At 70.6% G+C, this 15,677-nt stretch carries 13 protein-coding genes and 1 tRNA gene; 8 read left to right on the top strand and 6 right to left on the bottom strand.

The window, feature by feature from the left end; translation table 11 throughout:
• The first annotated feature begins 110 nt into the window (after positions 1-110).
• The gene (locus VZL07_RS15855; RefSeq protein WP_426756380.1) at positions 111-2,324 is read left to right on the top strand and encodes a (Fe-S)-binding protein; all 2,214 of its coding nucleotides are present in this window, start codon (positions 111-113) and stop codon (positions 2,322-2,324) included.
• Between the two features lie 99 nt (positions 2,325-2,423).
• Here VZL07_RS15855 and VZL07_RS15850 read toward each other — a convergent pair whose 3' ends face one another.
• From VZL07_RS15850 to VZL07_RS15825, 6 genes are all read right to left on the bottom strand, one after another.
• Positions 2,424-2,894, bottom strand: coding sequence for an ankyrin repeat domain-containing protein (locus tag VZL07_RS15850; RefSeq protein WP_426756379.1), 471 nt, complete (start codon positions 2,892-2,894; stop codon positions 2,424-2,426).
• An 88-nt stretch (positions 2,895-2,982) separates the two neighbouring features.
• Positions 2,983-3,957, bottom strand: coding sequence for a TolB family protein (locus tag VZL07_RS15845; RefSeq protein ID WP_426756378.1), 975 nt, complete (start codon positions 3,955-3,957; stop codon positions 2,983-2,985).
• Positions 3,958-4,047: 90 nt separating this feature from the next.
• Positions 4,048-4,575: a non-proteolytic archaemetzincin-like protein gene (locus tag VZL07_RS15840; protein WP_426756377.1), complete on the bottom strand. Its 528-nt coding sequence runs from the start codon at positions 4,573-4,575 to the stop codon at positions 4,048-4,050.
• A 60-nt stretch (positions 4,576-4,635) separates the two neighbouring features.
• Positions 4,636-4,709: transfer RNA gene (locus VZL07_RS15835), tRNA-Gln, on the bottom strand.
• 203 nt (positions 4,710-4,912) lie between these two features.
• Positions 4,913-6,070: an RtcB family protein gene (locus tag VZL07_RS15830; RefSeq protein WP_426756376.1), complete on the bottom strand. Its 1,158-nt coding sequence runs from the start codon at positions 6,068-6,070 to the stop codon at positions 4,913-4,915.
• Positions 6,067-6,426, bottom strand: coding sequence for a ribosome-binding factor A (locus VZL07_RS15825; protein WP_426756375.1), 360 nt, complete (start codon positions 6,424-6,426; stop codon positions 6,067-6,069). Before VZL07_RS15825 ends, VZL07_RS15830 begins: the two co-directional genes overlap by 4 nt.
• 515 nt (positions 6,427-6,941) lie before the next feature.
• On the opposite strand from VZL07_RS15825, the gene VZL07_RS15820 reads away from it, so the two are divergent.
• The 7 genes from VZL07_RS15820 (at position 6,942) to VZL07_RS15790 (ending at position 15,672) form a co-directional block, all read left to right on the top strand.
• Positions 6,942-8,333: a dihydrolipoyl dehydrogenase family protein gene (locus VZL07_RS15820; RefSeq protein WP_426756374.1), complete on the top strand. Its 1,392-nt coding sequence runs from the start codon at positions 6,942-6,944 to the stop codon at positions 8,331-8,333.
• A 33-nt stretch (positions 8,334-8,366) separates the two neighbouring features.
• Positions 8,367-9,680, top strand: coding sequence for a glycosyltransferase family 87 protein (locus tag VZL07_RS15815; protein WP_426757298.1), 1,314 nt, complete (start codon positions 8,367-8,369; stop codon positions 9,678-9,680).
• 83 nt (positions 9,681-9,763) lie between these two features.
• Positions 9,764-10,552 carry an energy transducer TonB gene (locus VZL07_RS15810; RefSeq protein ID WP_426756373.1) on the top strand — a complete coding sequence of 263 codons (789 nt, stop codon included), beginning with the start codon at positions 9,764-9,766 and terminating at the stop codon, positions 10,550-10,552.
• A gap of 45 nt (positions 10,553-10,597) precedes the next feature.
• Complete coding sequence (locus tag VZL07_RS15805) at positions 10,598-11,350, top strand: MotA/TolQ/ExbB proton channel family protein (protein WP_426756372.1); 753 nt, start codon at positions 10,598-10,600, stop codon at positions 11,348-11,350.
• A complete protein-coding gene (locus tag VZL07_RS15800) occupies positions 11,334-11,741 on the top strand; it encodes an ExbD/TolR family protein (protein ID WP_426756371.1) in 408 nt (135 codons plus the stop codon). The genes VZL07_RS15805 and VZL07_RS15800 overlap by 17 nt, the downstream gene beginning before the upstream one ends.
• A gap of 11 nt (positions 11,742-11,752) precedes the next feature.
• On the top strand, positions 11,753-12,181 hold the full coding sequence (locus VZL07_RS15795; RefSeq protein WP_426756370.1) for an ExbD/TolR family protein: 429 nt from the start codon (positions 11,753-11,755) through the stop codon (positions 12,179-12,181).
• Between the two features lie 77 nt (positions 12,182-12,258).
• Complete coding sequence (locus VZL07_RS15790; RefSeq protein ID WP_426756369.1) at positions 12,259-15,672, top strand: TonB-dependent receptor domain-containing protein; 3,414 nt, start codon at positions 12,259-12,261, stop codon at positions 15,670-15,672.
• Positions 15,673-15,677: the final 5 nt, after the last annotated feature.

Genomic DNA, 15,677 nt, shown 5'->3' with positions numbered 1-15,677 from the left:
AGGGTGCTTGATTCGCGAATCACCCCTGTTAGGGTTGAAGTGCACGCAAGAATTGCCGCGACGCGGCAGCCCGGGCCCATCCGCCGCGCCCTCGAGGTCCTCAGAGTCCCATGAGTCCCATCATCACCGGCCTGTTGCTAGCCCTCGCCATTCCCATCTTCGTCATGACCATGTCCGGTCGCGTGGGCGTCCTGCTCGCGATGAAGAAGGAGAACCGGCTCGACAACATCCCCTTCCGCGTGGCGCAGCTCGTGCGCTTCGGCCTTGGCCAGAAGCGCCTGGTGGATCCGGAGGAGTTCACCCCGGGCCTGTTCCACGTGCTCATCTACGCGGCGTTCATGGTGCTGGCCCTGCGCACCATCATGCTCTTCGCCATGGGCTTCTCGTCCACGGCGCTGGAGGTGCTGACGGACCTGAGCCACCCGTTCTGGGCGGATCAATCCGCGCTGCTGGGCCTCTACAAGGTCTACCTGCTGGCCAAGGACGTGGTCGCCGCGCTGGCCCTGCTGGGTGTGGCCTACTACGTCTGGGTCCGCTGGAAGGTGAAGCCGGACCGGATGACGCCGTCCTGGGAGGCGTACCTCATCCTGGGCTTCATCGCCGGGCTGATGATCTCCGAGTTCGTCTTCGGCGGCAGCCACATGGTGGCCCAGCACGCCGCCGCCGCGCAGGTGCAGATGGGCGCCACGCAGGTGCCCCAGTCGCCCGCCGCCCTGGTGTGGTGGGAGCCGTTCACCAGCCTGACGGGCATGGCGATGATGCCGCTGGGCGCCAGCGCCGCGCACGTGCTGGGCGTGGCGGGCTTCTGGATTCACCTCTGCATCATCCTGGCGTTCCTGAACTTCCTGCCGCTGGGCAAGCACTTCCACATCATCACCGGCCTGCCGACCGTCTTCTTCCAGCGCACGCACTCCACCGGCAAGCTGCCCACGCCGGACCTGGAGAAGGAGGAGTTCGGCGCCGCCACGGTGAGGGACCTGACGTGGAAGCAGGGCATGGACCTCTACTCCTGTACGGAGTGTGGCCGCTGCCAGACGCACTGCCCGACGTACATCACCGGCAAGCCGCTCACCCACAAGGGCGTCAACCAGGACCTGAAGCACTGGATCTGGGAGAACGAGCAGTGGGTGGAGGAAGGCTACGGCCCGAACAAGACGAAGGAGCCGCTGCCCGAAATCATTGGCAGCGCGCTGAAGGCGGAGACGGTGTGGGCGTGCACGAGCTGCGGCTGGTGCGAGCAGGCCTGCCCGGTGTTCATCGAGAACGTGCCGCGCCTCATCGACATGCGCCGCTACCAGGTGCAGGTGAAGGCGGAGTTCCCGCCCGAAATCCAGCGCGTGTTCGAGGGCATCGAGCGCCAGGGCAACCCCTGGGGCCTGGGCCAGGACCGGCGCGACGAGTGGGCGGAGGACCTGGCGCTCCCCACCTGGGGTGACGACGGCGGCCCGTACGAGTACCTGTTCTTCGTGGGCTGCGCGGGCAGCTACGACGACAAGCAGAAGAAGGTCAGCCGCGCGCTGGTGAAGATTCTGCGCGAGGCGGGCGTGAGCTTCGCCACGCTGTCGAAGCAGGAGATGTGCAACGGCGACTCCGCGCGCCGCATGGGCAACGAGTACCTGTTCCAGACGATGGCGAAGACGAACGTCGAGACGTGGAACTCGATGGGCGTGAAGGCCGTCATCACCCAGTGCCCGCACTGCTTCAACACCATCAAGAACGAGTACCCGGAGTTCGGCGGCGAGTACCGCGTCATCAACCACACGCAGCTCATCAACGAGCTGCTGAAGGAGAAGCGCATCAAGCTCTCCGCGGTGATGAACAGCAAGCTCACCTACCACGACCCCTGCTACCTGGGCCGCCACAACGGCGTCTACGACGCCCCGCGCGAGGTGCTGAACAGCATCCCCGGGCTCGAGGTGGTGGAGATGCAGCGCAGCAAGCGCGAGGGCTTCTGCTGCGGCGCCGGCGGCGGCCGCATGTGGATGGAAGAGCACATCGGCACGCGCATCAACCACAACCGCCTGAACGAGGCCGCGCTGACGCTGAAGCACGCCGAGGACCCGTCCACGCCCTACCCCAACGCCGCGGACAAGAAGAAGCCGGGCCAGGTGGGCGACTACAAGGACAAGGGCGGCACCGGCATCGTCGCGGTGGCGTGCCCGTTCTGCTCGACGATGCTCTCCGACGCGGTCAACGACACCGGCCGCGAGGAGAACATCAAGATCAAGGACATCACCGAGCTGGTGGCCGACGCGCTGGAGTCCAAGAGCGGCGCGGTGGGCACCGTGGCACCGGGCGCGACGGTGAGCGCCAAGCCGGAGTAGCGCCCCAGCCGGGGTGAGACGGCGGGCCCCTTCGGGTGGCCCGCCGACGACAACGAGGGCCCGGAGGCTTCCACCGTGAAGCCCCGGGCCTTCGCCGTTTCAGGGCTTGCGCTGCTTCTCCGCGCGCAGGAGGCGCTCCAGGCGCTTCGTGGCGCCGTCGTCGCCCAGCTTGCCGGAGACATAGGCCCCGGCCGAGGCGAGCTTGCGGCGGAAGCCGTTGTCCGGCGGAGGCGCCTTGTCCAGGCGCAGGTCGGTGATGCCCAGGCCCGACAGCAGCGTGCGGGCCAGGTCCTGGTCGTCGTCACGCGCGTGAGGCATCAACCACTGGCAGACCTCGGCGTGGCCATGCGCGGCGGCCATGATGAGCGCGGACTCGCCGACGCGGTCCGTCAGCTCGGGGTCCGCGCCCGCCTCCAGGAGGAGCTGCACCAGGTCCGCCCGCCCCGCGCGCGCCGCGGCCATCAGCGGCGTGCGCCCCTCCTCGTCGAAGGGGTTCGGGTCCGCTCCGGCGGACAGGTGGGACTCCACGGCGGCGCGGTCGCCCGCCAGCACGGCATCGAAGAGGGACATCACCGACCTCCGCGAGGCAGCATCGCGCCTCGCGGACCGATACGCCAGTCGCCCCCGGACGCTTGCATGCCGCCCGGCGCGCGACAGGTCAGATGGGCCCGTACGACGGCTCGGCCGCGCTGGGCACCGCGAGCGACACCGAGCCCGTGGAGCCCGCGCCCACGGTCGCCCGGTAGATGCCCGGGTCGCTGCCGCCCGCGCTGATGAGGAAGCCCAGCTGGCTGGAGCCCGTCCAGCTCGGCCAGGACTCCTCGGAGCCCTCCCCGCTGTTGGTGACGCGCTGGAGCGCCCCCACGTTGGCGCCCGAGAGTGGCGCCACGAAGATGCGCGTGCCACCGGACGTCAGGCGCCCGTCCAGCGCCACCTGGGAGCCGCTCGGGGACACCGCGACGCGGTTCTCCACGAACTGCACGCCCGCGCTCAGGGAGCTGTAGATGATGGTGCCGCCGTTGAGCGGCACGTACGCAATCTGGCCGAGCTGGTTCGAGAAGCTGCCCGCGCCCGCCACCACCGCGCTGCCATTGGGCACGAAGGACGGCGCCCCATAGGCGATGACGTTGTTGGGCGTGAGCTCCTGGAAGCCGCTGCCGTCCGTGTTGATGCGCGCCAGCGCCGTCTGGGAGCTGTTGCCCGGCGAGAAGACGAAGACGACGCTGCGCCCGTCCGGGCTGAAGGTGGGCGTGCGGAAGTCGGAGCAGCCGCGCGCGCACGCCGCGTCATTCGCCCGGAACAACGTGGACGGTGTCCCACCCGAGGTGGGCACCGTCAGAAGCGAGGTGGTGCCCCCGCTGCGCTGGACGAACACCACGCTGCGGCCGTCTCGCGACACGGAGGGCCAGTACGCGCCGCCCACGCTGGTGAGCCGCTGGGGGCTGTTGGCGTCGCCGTTGTCGTCCACCACGAAGACGTTGCGGTCGTTCTCACGCACGAAGGCGAAGCCCCGGGTGAACAGCACGTCCCCGATGGTGCCGCCGCCACCGTCGTCCAGGGGCTCGCAGCCCCCCAGCATCCCCACCGCCAAGACTGCCCCGAGAAACCTCCGCTTGCCCGTCATCGTCGTCACTCCGCATCCCGGCCGAAAGAGAGCCCCGTACTACAGAGCGCACCGGGTCCGACGTCAACGCGCCACGGGTGATTCAACGCGCGGCGGAGGTCAGCGGTTGAGCTTCTGGAGCTCGTTGCGGCAGAGGTTGCAGAGCGACAGCTGCTTGCGGTCGCAGTCCTGCGGCGTCTGGGCGAAGAACATCACGCACCGCGGGTCCTCGCAGTAGGACAACCCAAGCAGGTGTCCCGCCTGGTGCACCACCTCCACCTGCGCGCGGCGCCGGAGCGTGTCGCTGGCGACGCCCTGGGCCAGGCGATGGAGGCTCATCACCGCCGTCTTCGACTCGCGGTCCGCCTCACCGAAGACAAAGGGAGAGTCCGGAACGAAGAGGTCCACGTCGGTGATGCCCATGACCGCGAACTGCCCGGGCTCCAGCATGGGCGTGAGCCGCCGCATGATGGCGTTGCAGTGGTATTGGCCGCGGTCCTTGTTGAAGGCATAGGCCGGTGTCTGGAGCACCGTCTTCGACACCACGGCGGAGACACCCATTTGCGCCGCCAGCGGGTCCTGCAAGTCCCTCAGGAGAGAGGCCGGCGGATTACCCACGGAGACCAGAAGGAGTGTCTTCTGCGGCATCGGCCCACCGTCCTTCGTGCACGGACAGACGCTTGGCTACCGCGTCCCCCCGGAGCGGAGTGGCTGGGGCGCAAGGATTCGAACCTTGATACTCAGAGTCAAAGTCTGATGTCCTGCCATTAGACGACGCCCCAGCAGGTTCTCTCGTGTACTTCTGGCGTCCGAGTGTACGGCATCCCGACGGGTGCGGGGAACTCCCCTGACGCGGTTCCGTGCACGTGTCAGCCACTGGACCCCTCGCGGGGGGCCGGACGGGGCGGGAGCCGGGCGCGTTGTCGCTCCTTCTTGACACCCGGAGTAAAGCCCCTCGCTGTCGCGAGGGGCCCGGGCCTTGCGTTCAGCCCTTCAGGACGGCGAGCGGCGTGAGGCGCACGAGGGGCCGGACGAGGTCCTCCTCGTCCTCCAGCACCTCGGTGATGTCGCGGTAGGCGGCGGGGGCCTCCTCCACCAGCGCGGCGATGCGCCCTCGGTCATACACCACGCGTCGCAGCGCGTGCTCCAGCGCCGCCGGACGGATGCGGGCCCGCGCCTCCGAGCGAGAGAGGACGCGCCCCGCCCCATGCGAGCAGGAGCCGAAGGCCCGCGGCTCGCCCCGGCCCTCCACGACGTAGGACGCCGTGCCCATGGAGCCGGGGATGAGCCCGCGCTGGCCCGCCAGGAGCCCCACCGCGCCCTTGCGGTGCACCAGCAACGCGCGTCCCCCGTGCACCTCCGGGGCGACGTGGTTGTGGTGCACATCCACGGCGGGCGCGGCCTCGGCGGCCACCCCCAGGGCGTCCTCCAGGACATCCAGCGCACGCGCGGCGATGGCGTCCCGGTTCGCTCGGGCGAAGCGGCAGGCCCACTGCGTGTCCTCGAGGCAGGCCGCGCCCTCCTCGGTGTGCGTGCTCAGGGCCGGCAGGCTGCCTTCCCCCAGCGCCCGGGCCACGCGCCCATGGTGGTCCGCGATGGCCGCGCCGACGCCTCGCGAGCCGGTGTGCAGCAGCAGCCAGAGGTGGCCCTCCGCGTCCCGGTCCAGCTCGAGGAAGTGATTGCCGCCGCCGAGCGTCCCCAGGTGCCTGGGCGCCAGCCGCTCCCACGCATGCACCAGCTTCCGGGTGGACAGGGGCGGCGACGCCAGCGCCGCGGGCAGCGTCAGCCCCCTGCCCCGGTGGACGGCGTCTCCCACGGGCACCACGTCGGCCAGCCGCGACAGCACCTGCGCCAGCTTGTCGCGGCCGGGGAGCCGCGGGGCGAGCGGAAAGCGCCAGGCGCTCACGCCGCAGCCCAGGTCGCCCCCCAGCGCGCCGGGAACGACGTGGTGCTCGGTGGCAAACACGGTGCCCACGGCGACGCCGGAAGCGACGTGAAAGTCCGGCATGGCGGCCACGTGCTCCACCACATAGGGCTGGGCGGCGAGGTGACGGAGCTGCTTCTCCGCGCCGGGAGGCAGCGTGCGGGCCCAGACGAGGATGGGCCTGCCCCCCGGCGCGGGCGGAAGGACACGGGGCGTCATGACTCGCCCTCCTCCGCCTCGGGGGCCTGCTCCGAGACGCCGATGAAGATGAAGCGGAGCCGCGGCACCCGCTTGAGGTCGAGGTGCTCCGCGAGCTGCGAGCGCAGGTAGCCGCAGGCGCGGTCCAGCGCCTCCTGCACGGGACGAAGGCCGGACGCCGCGGCTTCCGGCGTGACGGTGTAGCCCATGCGAACGAGCCGCCCGTCCGGCGACAGCTCGAAGGACGTCAGCGCGACGCCTTCGAGTCTCGGGTCGGACAGCTCATCGCGGAAGGTACGGGAGACTTCCTGGAACAGATGGGACTGCACGCGCAGATGGCGCGGTGCCGGGTGACGGCGATTGCTGGAAGAAGACATGCGTGGACGAACGGTTCCCTGAAGGCCGTGCGCGGCCCACGCGGGCTCCCGGCTTCCCTGCCGTGAGCGACACACGAGGCACACGCCGGCCTGTTGCACGGCGGAAGAGGCTCCGCGCGCGTCCGGTGCACGAAGGGAGGGGAACGCGTTCCGTCCCGCTCAGCGCAATGGGCTCAGCGAGGGAGGCGGTCCACCCGGTCCAGCACGTCCGGCGCGAAGCGACCCGAGACTCCGTTCGAGACACGTCCCATGGCACACCTCCCGCCGCGCGCGAGACTCCGGCGCGGACCCCGATGCTCCGCGGGGAAGATGCGACCGCCCTTCTCCCCGCGTCAAGCGCCCGCCCCCGACGCCCGGACGCGAGCAACCCTGACAGCCAGCCGCCTCCCGGCCTCTCGCCCTGTGACGGGTGTCAGCGGGTGACCAACCTCACTTTCCAGCAGCGAACGTGCGCCCCGACGAGGCATGGGCGAGGCCCGCCTTCGCGCTACGGAACGGGCACGAGGTGAATGCACATGGCGGAAGCTTTCGACGTGGTGGTGATTGGGGCGGGGCCCGCGGGGGAGGTCGCCGGTGCGCGTGCCGCGGAGGCCGGCTTGTCGGTGGCGCTGGTGGAGCACGAGCTGCTCGGCGGCGAGTGCTCGTACTGGGCCTGCATCCCCAGCAAGGCCCTGCTGCGCCCCGGCGACACGCGCTGGCTTGCCGAGCACACCGCTGGCGTGCGCGAGCTGCTCAAGGGCCCCATCGACGCGCGCGCGGTGCTGGCCCAGCGCGACGCCATGGTCAGCAACTACCAGGACGACTCCCAGGTGAAGTGGGCCGAGGGCGCGAAGCTGAAGGTGCTCCGCGGCACCGGCAAGCTCACCGGCCCGCGCAAGGTGCGCGTCGAAGGCAAGGACGGCGCCGTGCGCGAGCTGGAGGCCCGCAAGGCCGTGGTGCTGGCCACGGGCAGCCGGCCACGCATCCCCGACATCCCCGGGCTGCGGGACGCGAAGCCCTGGGACAACCGCCAGGGCACCGCGGCCAGGGAGGTGCCCCGGCGGCTGGTGGTGCTGGGCGGCGGCGCGGTGGCCGTGGAGCTGGCGCAGGCCTGGCGCACGCTGGGCGCCGAGGTGACGCTGGTGCAGCGTGGAAAGCGACTGCTGTCCCGCACCGAGCCCTTCGCCGGTGAGCAGGTGGCCCAGGCGCTGCGCGACGCCGGCGTGCGCGTGCTGCTGGGCATGGAGACCTCGCGGGTGAGCCGGCCCGGCGGCAAGGGTGAGGTGACGGTGACGCTGTCGACCGGCGAGGAGGTCCGCGCGGACGAAATCCTGGTGGCCCTGGGCCGCGTCCCCCGCACGGACGGGCTGGGCCTGGAGACGGTGGGGCTTCAGGGCGGCAAGCCCGTGGAGGTGGATGACCAGCTCCGTGCCAAGGGCGTGGAAGGCGGCTGGCTGTACGCGTGCGGCGACATCAATGGCCGCAACCTCCTCACCCACATGGGCAAGTACCAGGCCCGCCAGGTGGGTGACGTCATCGCGGGCAAGCAGGCGAGGGCCTGGGCGGATGCGAAGGCCACGCCCCAGGTCGTCTTCACCCATCCCCAGGTGGCCAGCGTGGGCCTCACCGAGGCCAAGGCCCGCGAGGCGGGCATCCCCGTGCGCACGGTGGAGACGCAGCTCCAGGACGTGGCCGGCACCTCGCTGCTGGGCAAGGGGCTCACCGGCACCGTGAAGCTGGTGGTGGACGAGCGGCGCCGGGTGCTCGTCGGCGCCACCTTCACCGGGCCCGAGGTGGGAGAGATGCTCCATGCGGCCACCATCGCCGTCGCGGGGGAGGTCCCGCTCGACACGCTCTGGCACGCGGTCCCCTCGTTCCCCACCGTGAGCGAGGTGTGGCTGAAGCTGCTGGAAGCGTACGGATTGTAGCACTTACAAGCACGCTCCGTTGTGCCCGTGACGGTGGGCGTGGAATGGTGCCGCTCCCCCCGCCCCCACTGTCCGATGACCGCTGCCGACCCGGGCCCCTCACGCCCTGCCTCCCCACCACCGGCCGCTTCGGAGCGCGGCGCCCCCGCCGATGGAAGCTGGGACCGCTGGGCCTGGTGGCTGGTGCTGCTCGGGCTGGCCATTGCCGCTGTCGCCGTGGGCCAGCACCCGCGCCGGGGCGTGGACTTCCGCGTCTATCTCATGGCCGCGGAGCGTTTCCTCGAGGGCACGGACATCTACCGCCTGTCCGACGGCACCATGCCGTTCAAGTACGCGCCCATCACCGCGCCGCTCTTCCTCCCCTTCACCCTGCTGCCCGCCCGCGCGGCCGTCGCGCTTTGGAACCTGGGCTCCATCGCCGCGCTCGCCGTGGCGGCGCGGCTCACCATGCGCGCCGCCCCCGGACCGGGCGAGGCCACGCCCTGGCGCTGGGCCCCGGTGGTGACGACGCTCGCGTTGCTGCCGGCCTTCACCTTCGAGCTGTTCTACGGACAGGTGGACGCCGTCATCCTCCTGCTCATCCTCGTGTCCACGCTCGGCGCCGAGCGCGGGCAGGTGTGGCGTCCCGGGGCCGCCTTCGCCGTCGCCTTCCTGCTCAAGCCCCCGGCGGCCCTCGTCGGCCTCTTCTTCCTCTGGCGCCGTCACTGGCGCGTCATCGGCGCCACCGCCGTGGTGGGCATCGCCCTCACCCTTCCCACGCTCGTCCGCTATGGCGTGGACGGAACGCTCATCCAGTTCCAGCTCTGGAGTGACACGCTCGCGCGCACCACCCCGCCCTGGGCGTTGCAGTCCAACCCCCAGGGACTGCCCACCTTGCTGCTGTCGCTGGTGTACCCACCCGGCGCGGTGGTGGCACCGGGTGCGATATCGCTGGCGCAGGCCGTGGCCCTGGCCCTCTTCGTCGCCGCGGTGGCGTGGGCGCGCCCCGGTCCGGCCGACTTCGTCGCCGTGTGTTGCCTGGGCGTCACGCTGCTGTCACCGCTGGCGTGGCGCGCGAACTTCGTGCTGGCCTGGCCGCTGATCCGCGCCGCGGTGGAGAGCCGGCACCGCCCCAACCTGGCGCTGGTGGGCCTCATCGCCCTCACCGGCATCCTGGTTTCCGACTCGGTGCTGGGCCTGGAGGCCAGCCGCCACGTGCTCCTGTGGCGCCCCTTCGCCATCGTCTACACCGCTTTACTGGTCGTCCTGCTGGCACAGATGCGGCGCGTGGGCGCGCCTCGCGCCATGGTGGAAGACAATGCCGTGGCACGCCTGCCACGTTGCTTTACAGGCGGGCTCGCGCCGTGACCCGTCCGTGATTTTGATGAAGGCAAAGTGTCACGGGGCCCGGACAGGTCCGACACATGGCGTCGCTATATGCGCGTCCAGTCATGTTCGAGACCTTCGACAGTGGCCCGGACGTCCACTCGGCGCGGCGGTTCGCGCTCTCCACCACGGCCTCCGTCGCCGTGTTCGCGCTGATGGGCATCGCCGCCGTCACCGCTGCTGGCAAGGTGACGGAAGTCATCAAGGAGAAGAAGGGCATGGACGTGGTGTTCCGTCCTCCGCCCCCGCCTCCGCCGCCTCCCGTCGTCGAGGCGAAGCCGCCGCCTCCGCCCCCACCGCCTCCCAAGCCGAAGCTGGCGCCCAAGCCCGCGCCCCCGGCCGTCGCGAAAGCACCGCCACCGCCTCCCGCCGCGCCCGTCGTGGCGCCCGCTCCCATCGTCGTCCCCAAGGAAGTGCCGCTGGAGAAGCCGCCCGAGTCCGCCACGGAGACGGTGGCCGCCGCGCCCATCGCCGTGGGTGGCACTGGCACGCTCGTGCCCGGCGGCGTGGTGGGCGGTGTCCCGGGCGGTGACACGCTCGCGGGTGGCGGCGGACGCGCCGCGCCCATCAACCTGCCCGAGTCCGGCACGCCGCCGGAACCCCTGGCCTCCAACCTCACGCCCGAATACCCCGCCGAGGCCCGCTCCAAGGGCCTGGAGGGCATGGTCATCCTCAAGGGCGTGGTGGGCGTGGATGGCCGCGTCACCCAGCTCCGGGTGATGCGCGGCGACGAGCCCTTCGCCAGCGCGGCCATGGCCGCCGCGAAGACGTGGCGCTTCAAGCCCGCCATCGTCGCCGGTCAGCCCACCGCCGTGTTCCGCATCTTCAAGGTTCCCTTCCGTCTCAAGTCGTAGGCCGTCACCGCCTCACCCGCACCTGCCCCCCAGGAGCAACCCGTCATGAATTTCAATCTCAGGGACATCTACAACCACATGGGTGTGTTCGCGCTGGGTATCGCGTGGACGCTCATCCTCTTCGCCGTCGCGTCCCTCGCGGTGTTCTTCGAACGCCTCTTCGTCTTCTTCCGCTCGCGTTCCATCTCCAAGCGCTTCGCGTCCCGCGCCGGCCCGCTCCTCACCCAGCACCAGCATGAGGAGCTGGTGAAGGAGGCGGAGGCCACCAAGGGCAGCCACCTGGCCATGCTGCTGGGCGGCGGCATGAAGCACTTCCTCGCGAAGTCCCGCGCCCCGGCCGGCAAGCTGGGCCCGGTGGAGCTCACCCGCCGCGAGCTGGTCCGCATCAACGAGCGCGTCAGCGCGGACGTCCGCCGCGGCATGTCCGTGCTCGCCACCGTCGGCTCGGTGGCCCCCTTCGTCGGTCTGCTCGGTACGGTCGTCGGCATCATCGAGGCCTTCTCCGGCATCGCCAAGGAGGGCTCCGGCGGCCTGGGCGCGGTGTCCGCCGGTATCGCCGAGGCGCTCGTCGTCACCGCGCTGGGTCTGCTCGTCGCCATCCCCGCGGTGCTGATGTTCAACTTCCTCTCCACGCGCGCCGACGCGCTCCAGCTCTCGCTGGACGCCGCGCGCAGCGAGTTCATGGACTACCTGGAGGACCTGAACCCGCAGAAGCCCGTCGCCGCCAACGGCGCCGCGGTGGCCACGGGGCCGGAGCTCGCTGCTCGCAAGGAGTCCCGCGATGTCCACAGCGCGTAGGAGCCTGACGCCGGAGATGAACGTGACGCCCCTCGTGGACGTCGTGCTCGTCCTCCTCATCATCTTCATGGTCGTCACGCCCCAGATTGAGTCCGGCGCCTCGGTGGACCTGCCCACCGCGACGAACCCGGACAAGGAGAACAAGGAACTGACGCCCACCACGGTGAGCCTCTCCGCGACGGGGGCCTTCTACCTGGACCGCAAGGAGCTCAAGCGCGACGCGCTCATGGCCGAGCTGAAGGCCGTGCGCGCGAAGGACCCGGACTCGCCCGTGGTGCTCAAGGCCGACCGCGGGGTGCGCTACTCCGAGGTGCGCGGCCTCTTCAAGGCCATGCAGGAGCTGGGCTTCCCCGGCATCAACCTGCAGGTCGTCGACAAGAAGAAGAACTAGGAGCGCACGCCATGGCATTCGACCTCGGAGGCGGCGGCAAAGGCGGCATCCGCCCGGCGATGAACGTGACGCCCCTGGTGGACGTGGTGCTCGTCCTCCTCATCATCTTCATGGTCGTCACGCCGCTGATGACGAAGCAGATGTGGATGACGGTGCCCGCCAAGGGCGATGACCAGGAGGCCCCTCCCCCTCCTCCCGATGCACTGCCACCGGTGGTCCTCACGGTGGACAAGTCCGGCGTGCTGCGCATCAACCGGGAAGAAGTGCCCCGCGACCAGGTCGTGGCCCGGCTCCAGCGCATGCTCAACGCGCGCCCGGACAAGATTGTGTTCTTCGACGCCAGTGATGACGTGCCGTACGGCGCCGCCATGGACGTGCTGGACCTCGCGCGAGGCGGGGACATCACGGTGGGCGTGCTGCCGGACAAGCTCGCGGATTGATGCAGCCCCGCGGCGGACCGTGACGCGGAGTTTTCGGTCCGCCGCCTGAATCGTCACAGCCCCTTCATCCAGCTGCCATGCGTGTCGCGTTCTCTACGCGCACCTCGGTAAGGAGTGTCGTGTTGTCTCGCACTGCCACCTTGCGCGCCTTCCTGGCCGCGCTTGTCGTCACAGCTACGCCCGTGTTCGCCCAGGCGCCCGGTGTCCCGGGCGCGGCGCCCGCTCCCGCGGTCGACCCCGTCACGCAACCGCTTCCCGAACCCGAGGAAACCCAGCCGTCGGCCACGAAGGATTCCGACTCGGCGCAGAAGGCTCCCGCCGCGCAGCAGCCGGGCGCCACCGCGGCTGATCCCGCGGGCACGGGTGCCGCCGCGCAGCAGCCCGGGGTCACGCCCGCGCCGACCGCGCAGCAGCCGGGGACCCAGACCACGCCCACTGCACAACAGCCCGCTGCCGCGCCCGCGCCCACTGCACAGCAGCCGGGCACTACGCCCGCTCCCACTGCGCAGCAGCCCGCTGCCGCGCCTACTGCAGCGCAGCCTGGCACTCAGGCCGCACCGACCGCGCAGCAGCCCGGCGCCACTCCAGCTCCGACCGCGCAGCAGCCGGGGCCCCAGACCGCGCCTACTGCAGCGCAGCCCGGCACCCAGACTGCGCCGACCGCGCAGCAGCCCGGCACCGAGACGGCGCCGACGGCCGCGCAGCCTGGCACCGAGACCGCCCCCACCGCGCAGCAGCCGGCCGCGCCCGCCGACGGCGCCATGGGCGCCGAGGCCATGGGCGACGACGAGATGCTCGCGGAGTCCGCCGTCCCGCCGCCAGGCTTCACCGGCATCCACGGCCGCGTGACGGACGCGACCAACGGCGAGGGCCTCATCGAGGCCACGGTGAAGGTCGTGACGGGCGCCCAGAAGCAGGTCCTCACCGACCTGGACGGCTTCTACCGGGTGGCCCTGCCGCCCGGGAAGTACGACCTGCGCGTCTTCTACGACGTGTACCAGGGCCGCCGCATCACCGGCGTCGTGGTGACCAAGGGCAAGGCCACGAAGCTGGACGTCGCGCTCAGCGCGGACGAAGGCGCGGTGCAGGAGGTCGTCGTCGAGGCCCGCGCGGACCGTCGGGCCGAAGGCGCGCTGCTCCAGGAGCGCAAGAAGGCCGCCGCCGTGTCGGACGCCATCAGCGCGCAGGAAATCGCGCGCACGCCAGACTCCAGCGCCTCCGACGCCGTGAAGCGCGTGGTGAGCGCCACGGTGGTGGACGGCCGCTACGTGCTGCTGCGCGGCCTGGGTGGCCGCTACAGCACCACGTTGCTCAACGGCGCGCTGCTGCCCAGCCCCGAGCCGGACGAGCCCAGCGTCCCGCTGGACATCTTCCCCACCAGCCTCCTGGCCAACCTCAACGTGGTGAAGAGCTACACGCCCGACCTGCCCGGCACCTTCGGCGGCGGCACGCTGCTCATCGAGACCAACTCCTACCCGAGCGAGTTCGAGCTCAAGCCGCGCATCAGCCTGGGCGGCGACTCCGTGACGACGTTCCGCGAGCGCAACACCCAGGCCCAGGGCGGCTTCATGGAGAACCTGGGCTTCCCCAGCAGCAGCCGACAGCTCCCCAACGCCATCCCGCGCAACGCCGGGCTGGGCAGCTCCGGTGAGTCCAGCGAGGTGCTGGCGCAGCAATACCGCAGCTTCCCCAACATCTGGGAAGCGCGCCGCACCACGGCGCTGCCCAACATGGGCCTGGGCGTGTCCGTGGGTGACACCCTGCGCTTCGGCAACAGCCGCCTGGGCTACCTGGCCAGCGCCAACTACGGCCACCGCGACGGCGTGCAGGAGGGCACCTTCGCCCGGGCCGACCGCGACGAGAATGACGAGCTCAACGCCCGCGACGCGGCCCGCAGCGTTCAGGGCTTCGAGACGGCCAGCCTCAGCGGCCTGGGCAGCGTGGGCTTCCAGCTCGACCGGAACAACGAGCTGACCTGGTTCGGCCTCTATACCCGCGGCACCGACACCCGCACCTTCACCGCGCGCGGCAGCAACATCGTCCGCGGCGAGAGCTACGAGAGCACGCGCCTCCAGTTCGTCAGCCGGCAGCTCTTCTTCAACCAGCTCCGGGGCTTCCACCGCCTGGGCCTGCTGGGAGACGCAGAACTCGACTGGCAGGCCAACCTGTCCCGCGTGGACCGCGACGAGCCCGATACCCGCGACACGCTCTACAGCGACAACCTCTCCACGCCATCGGGCACGCCCACCTTCCCCAACCAGCCCAACAGCGGCGAGCGCTTCTTCGCCGAGCTGGGCGAGACGTCCACGGGTGGCAGCCTCAACGTCACCGTTCCCCTCTCCGCCGTCCGGCTGAAGGTGGGCGGTCTCACGCAGGTATCCTTCCGCGACTTCGGCGCCCGCCGCTTCCGCTACATGCTGGGCACGACGCCGGTGGACCGCACCCTGCCGCCGGAGCAGCTCTTCGCCCCGGAGAACCTGGGCACGGGCATCCGCGTGCGTGAGAACACCCGTCCAGACGACGCGTATGACGCGTACCTGGGCATCTTCTCCGGCTACGCGTCTGCGGACGCGCAGGTGCTGGAATCCCTCCGACTGGTGGGCGGCGTGCGCGTGGAGTCCTCCACCCAGCAGCTCACGCTGAAGGACCCGTTCACCGGCGCGTCCGGCGAGAAGACCACCTCCTCGTACACGAACCTGCTGCCGGCCCTCAACGCCATCTACGCGCTGACGCCCACGGTGAACCTGCGCGCCGGCTACAGCTACACGCTGGCGCGGCCCACCTTCCGCGAGCTGGCGCCCTTCATCTACTTCGACTTCGTTCGCCGCCGGAACGTGTCCGGCAACCCGGACCTGCTCCAGACGCGCATCCACAACATCGACGCCCGCGTGGAGTGGTTCACGGGCGAGAACGAGGTGCTGGCCGCCAGCGTCTTCTACAAGCGCTTCCAGGACCCCATCGAGCGCGTCATCAAGAACCCCGAGTCCGGTGACCTCGGCTTCGAGAACGCGGCAGGCGCCGACACCTACGGTGTGGAGCTGGAAGCCCGCGCCTCGCTCGCCCGGCTCACCGAGGCGCTGAAGTCCCTGCGCGTGGGCGCGAACCTCACGCTCATCCAGTCCAACGTGGACCTGGGTAGCGCGGTGGGCGCGCAGACGAACAAGAACCGTCCCCTCCAGGGACAGTCTCCGTACGTCATCAACCTCAACCTCGGCTACTCGCGTCCCGAGAGCGGGACCGAGCTCACCCTCCTCTACAACGTGTACGGCCGCCGCATCAGTGAAGTGGGCGTCCAGCGGTTGCCGGACGTCTACGAGCAGCCCTTCCACCGCGTGGACATCTCGCTGACCCAGCAGCTCGGCTCGGCACAACTGAAGCTCACTGCCGCCAACCTCCTCAACTCGTCCGTCACCCTCCGTCAGGAGTCGGTGGACGTGCAGACGTACAAACCCGGCATCGCGTTCAGCGCGTCGCTGGGCTGGTCCCTCTAACCCGC

The sequence above is a fragment of the Pseudomyxococcus flavus genome (assembly GCF_050038885.1).
GTDB lineage: Bacteria > Myxococcota > Myxococcia > Myxococcales > Myxococcaceae > Myxococcus > Myxococcus flavus.
The sequence above is the reverse complement of the archived record's forward strand: the minus strand, read 5'-3'. Positions and strand labels throughout refer to the sequence as shown.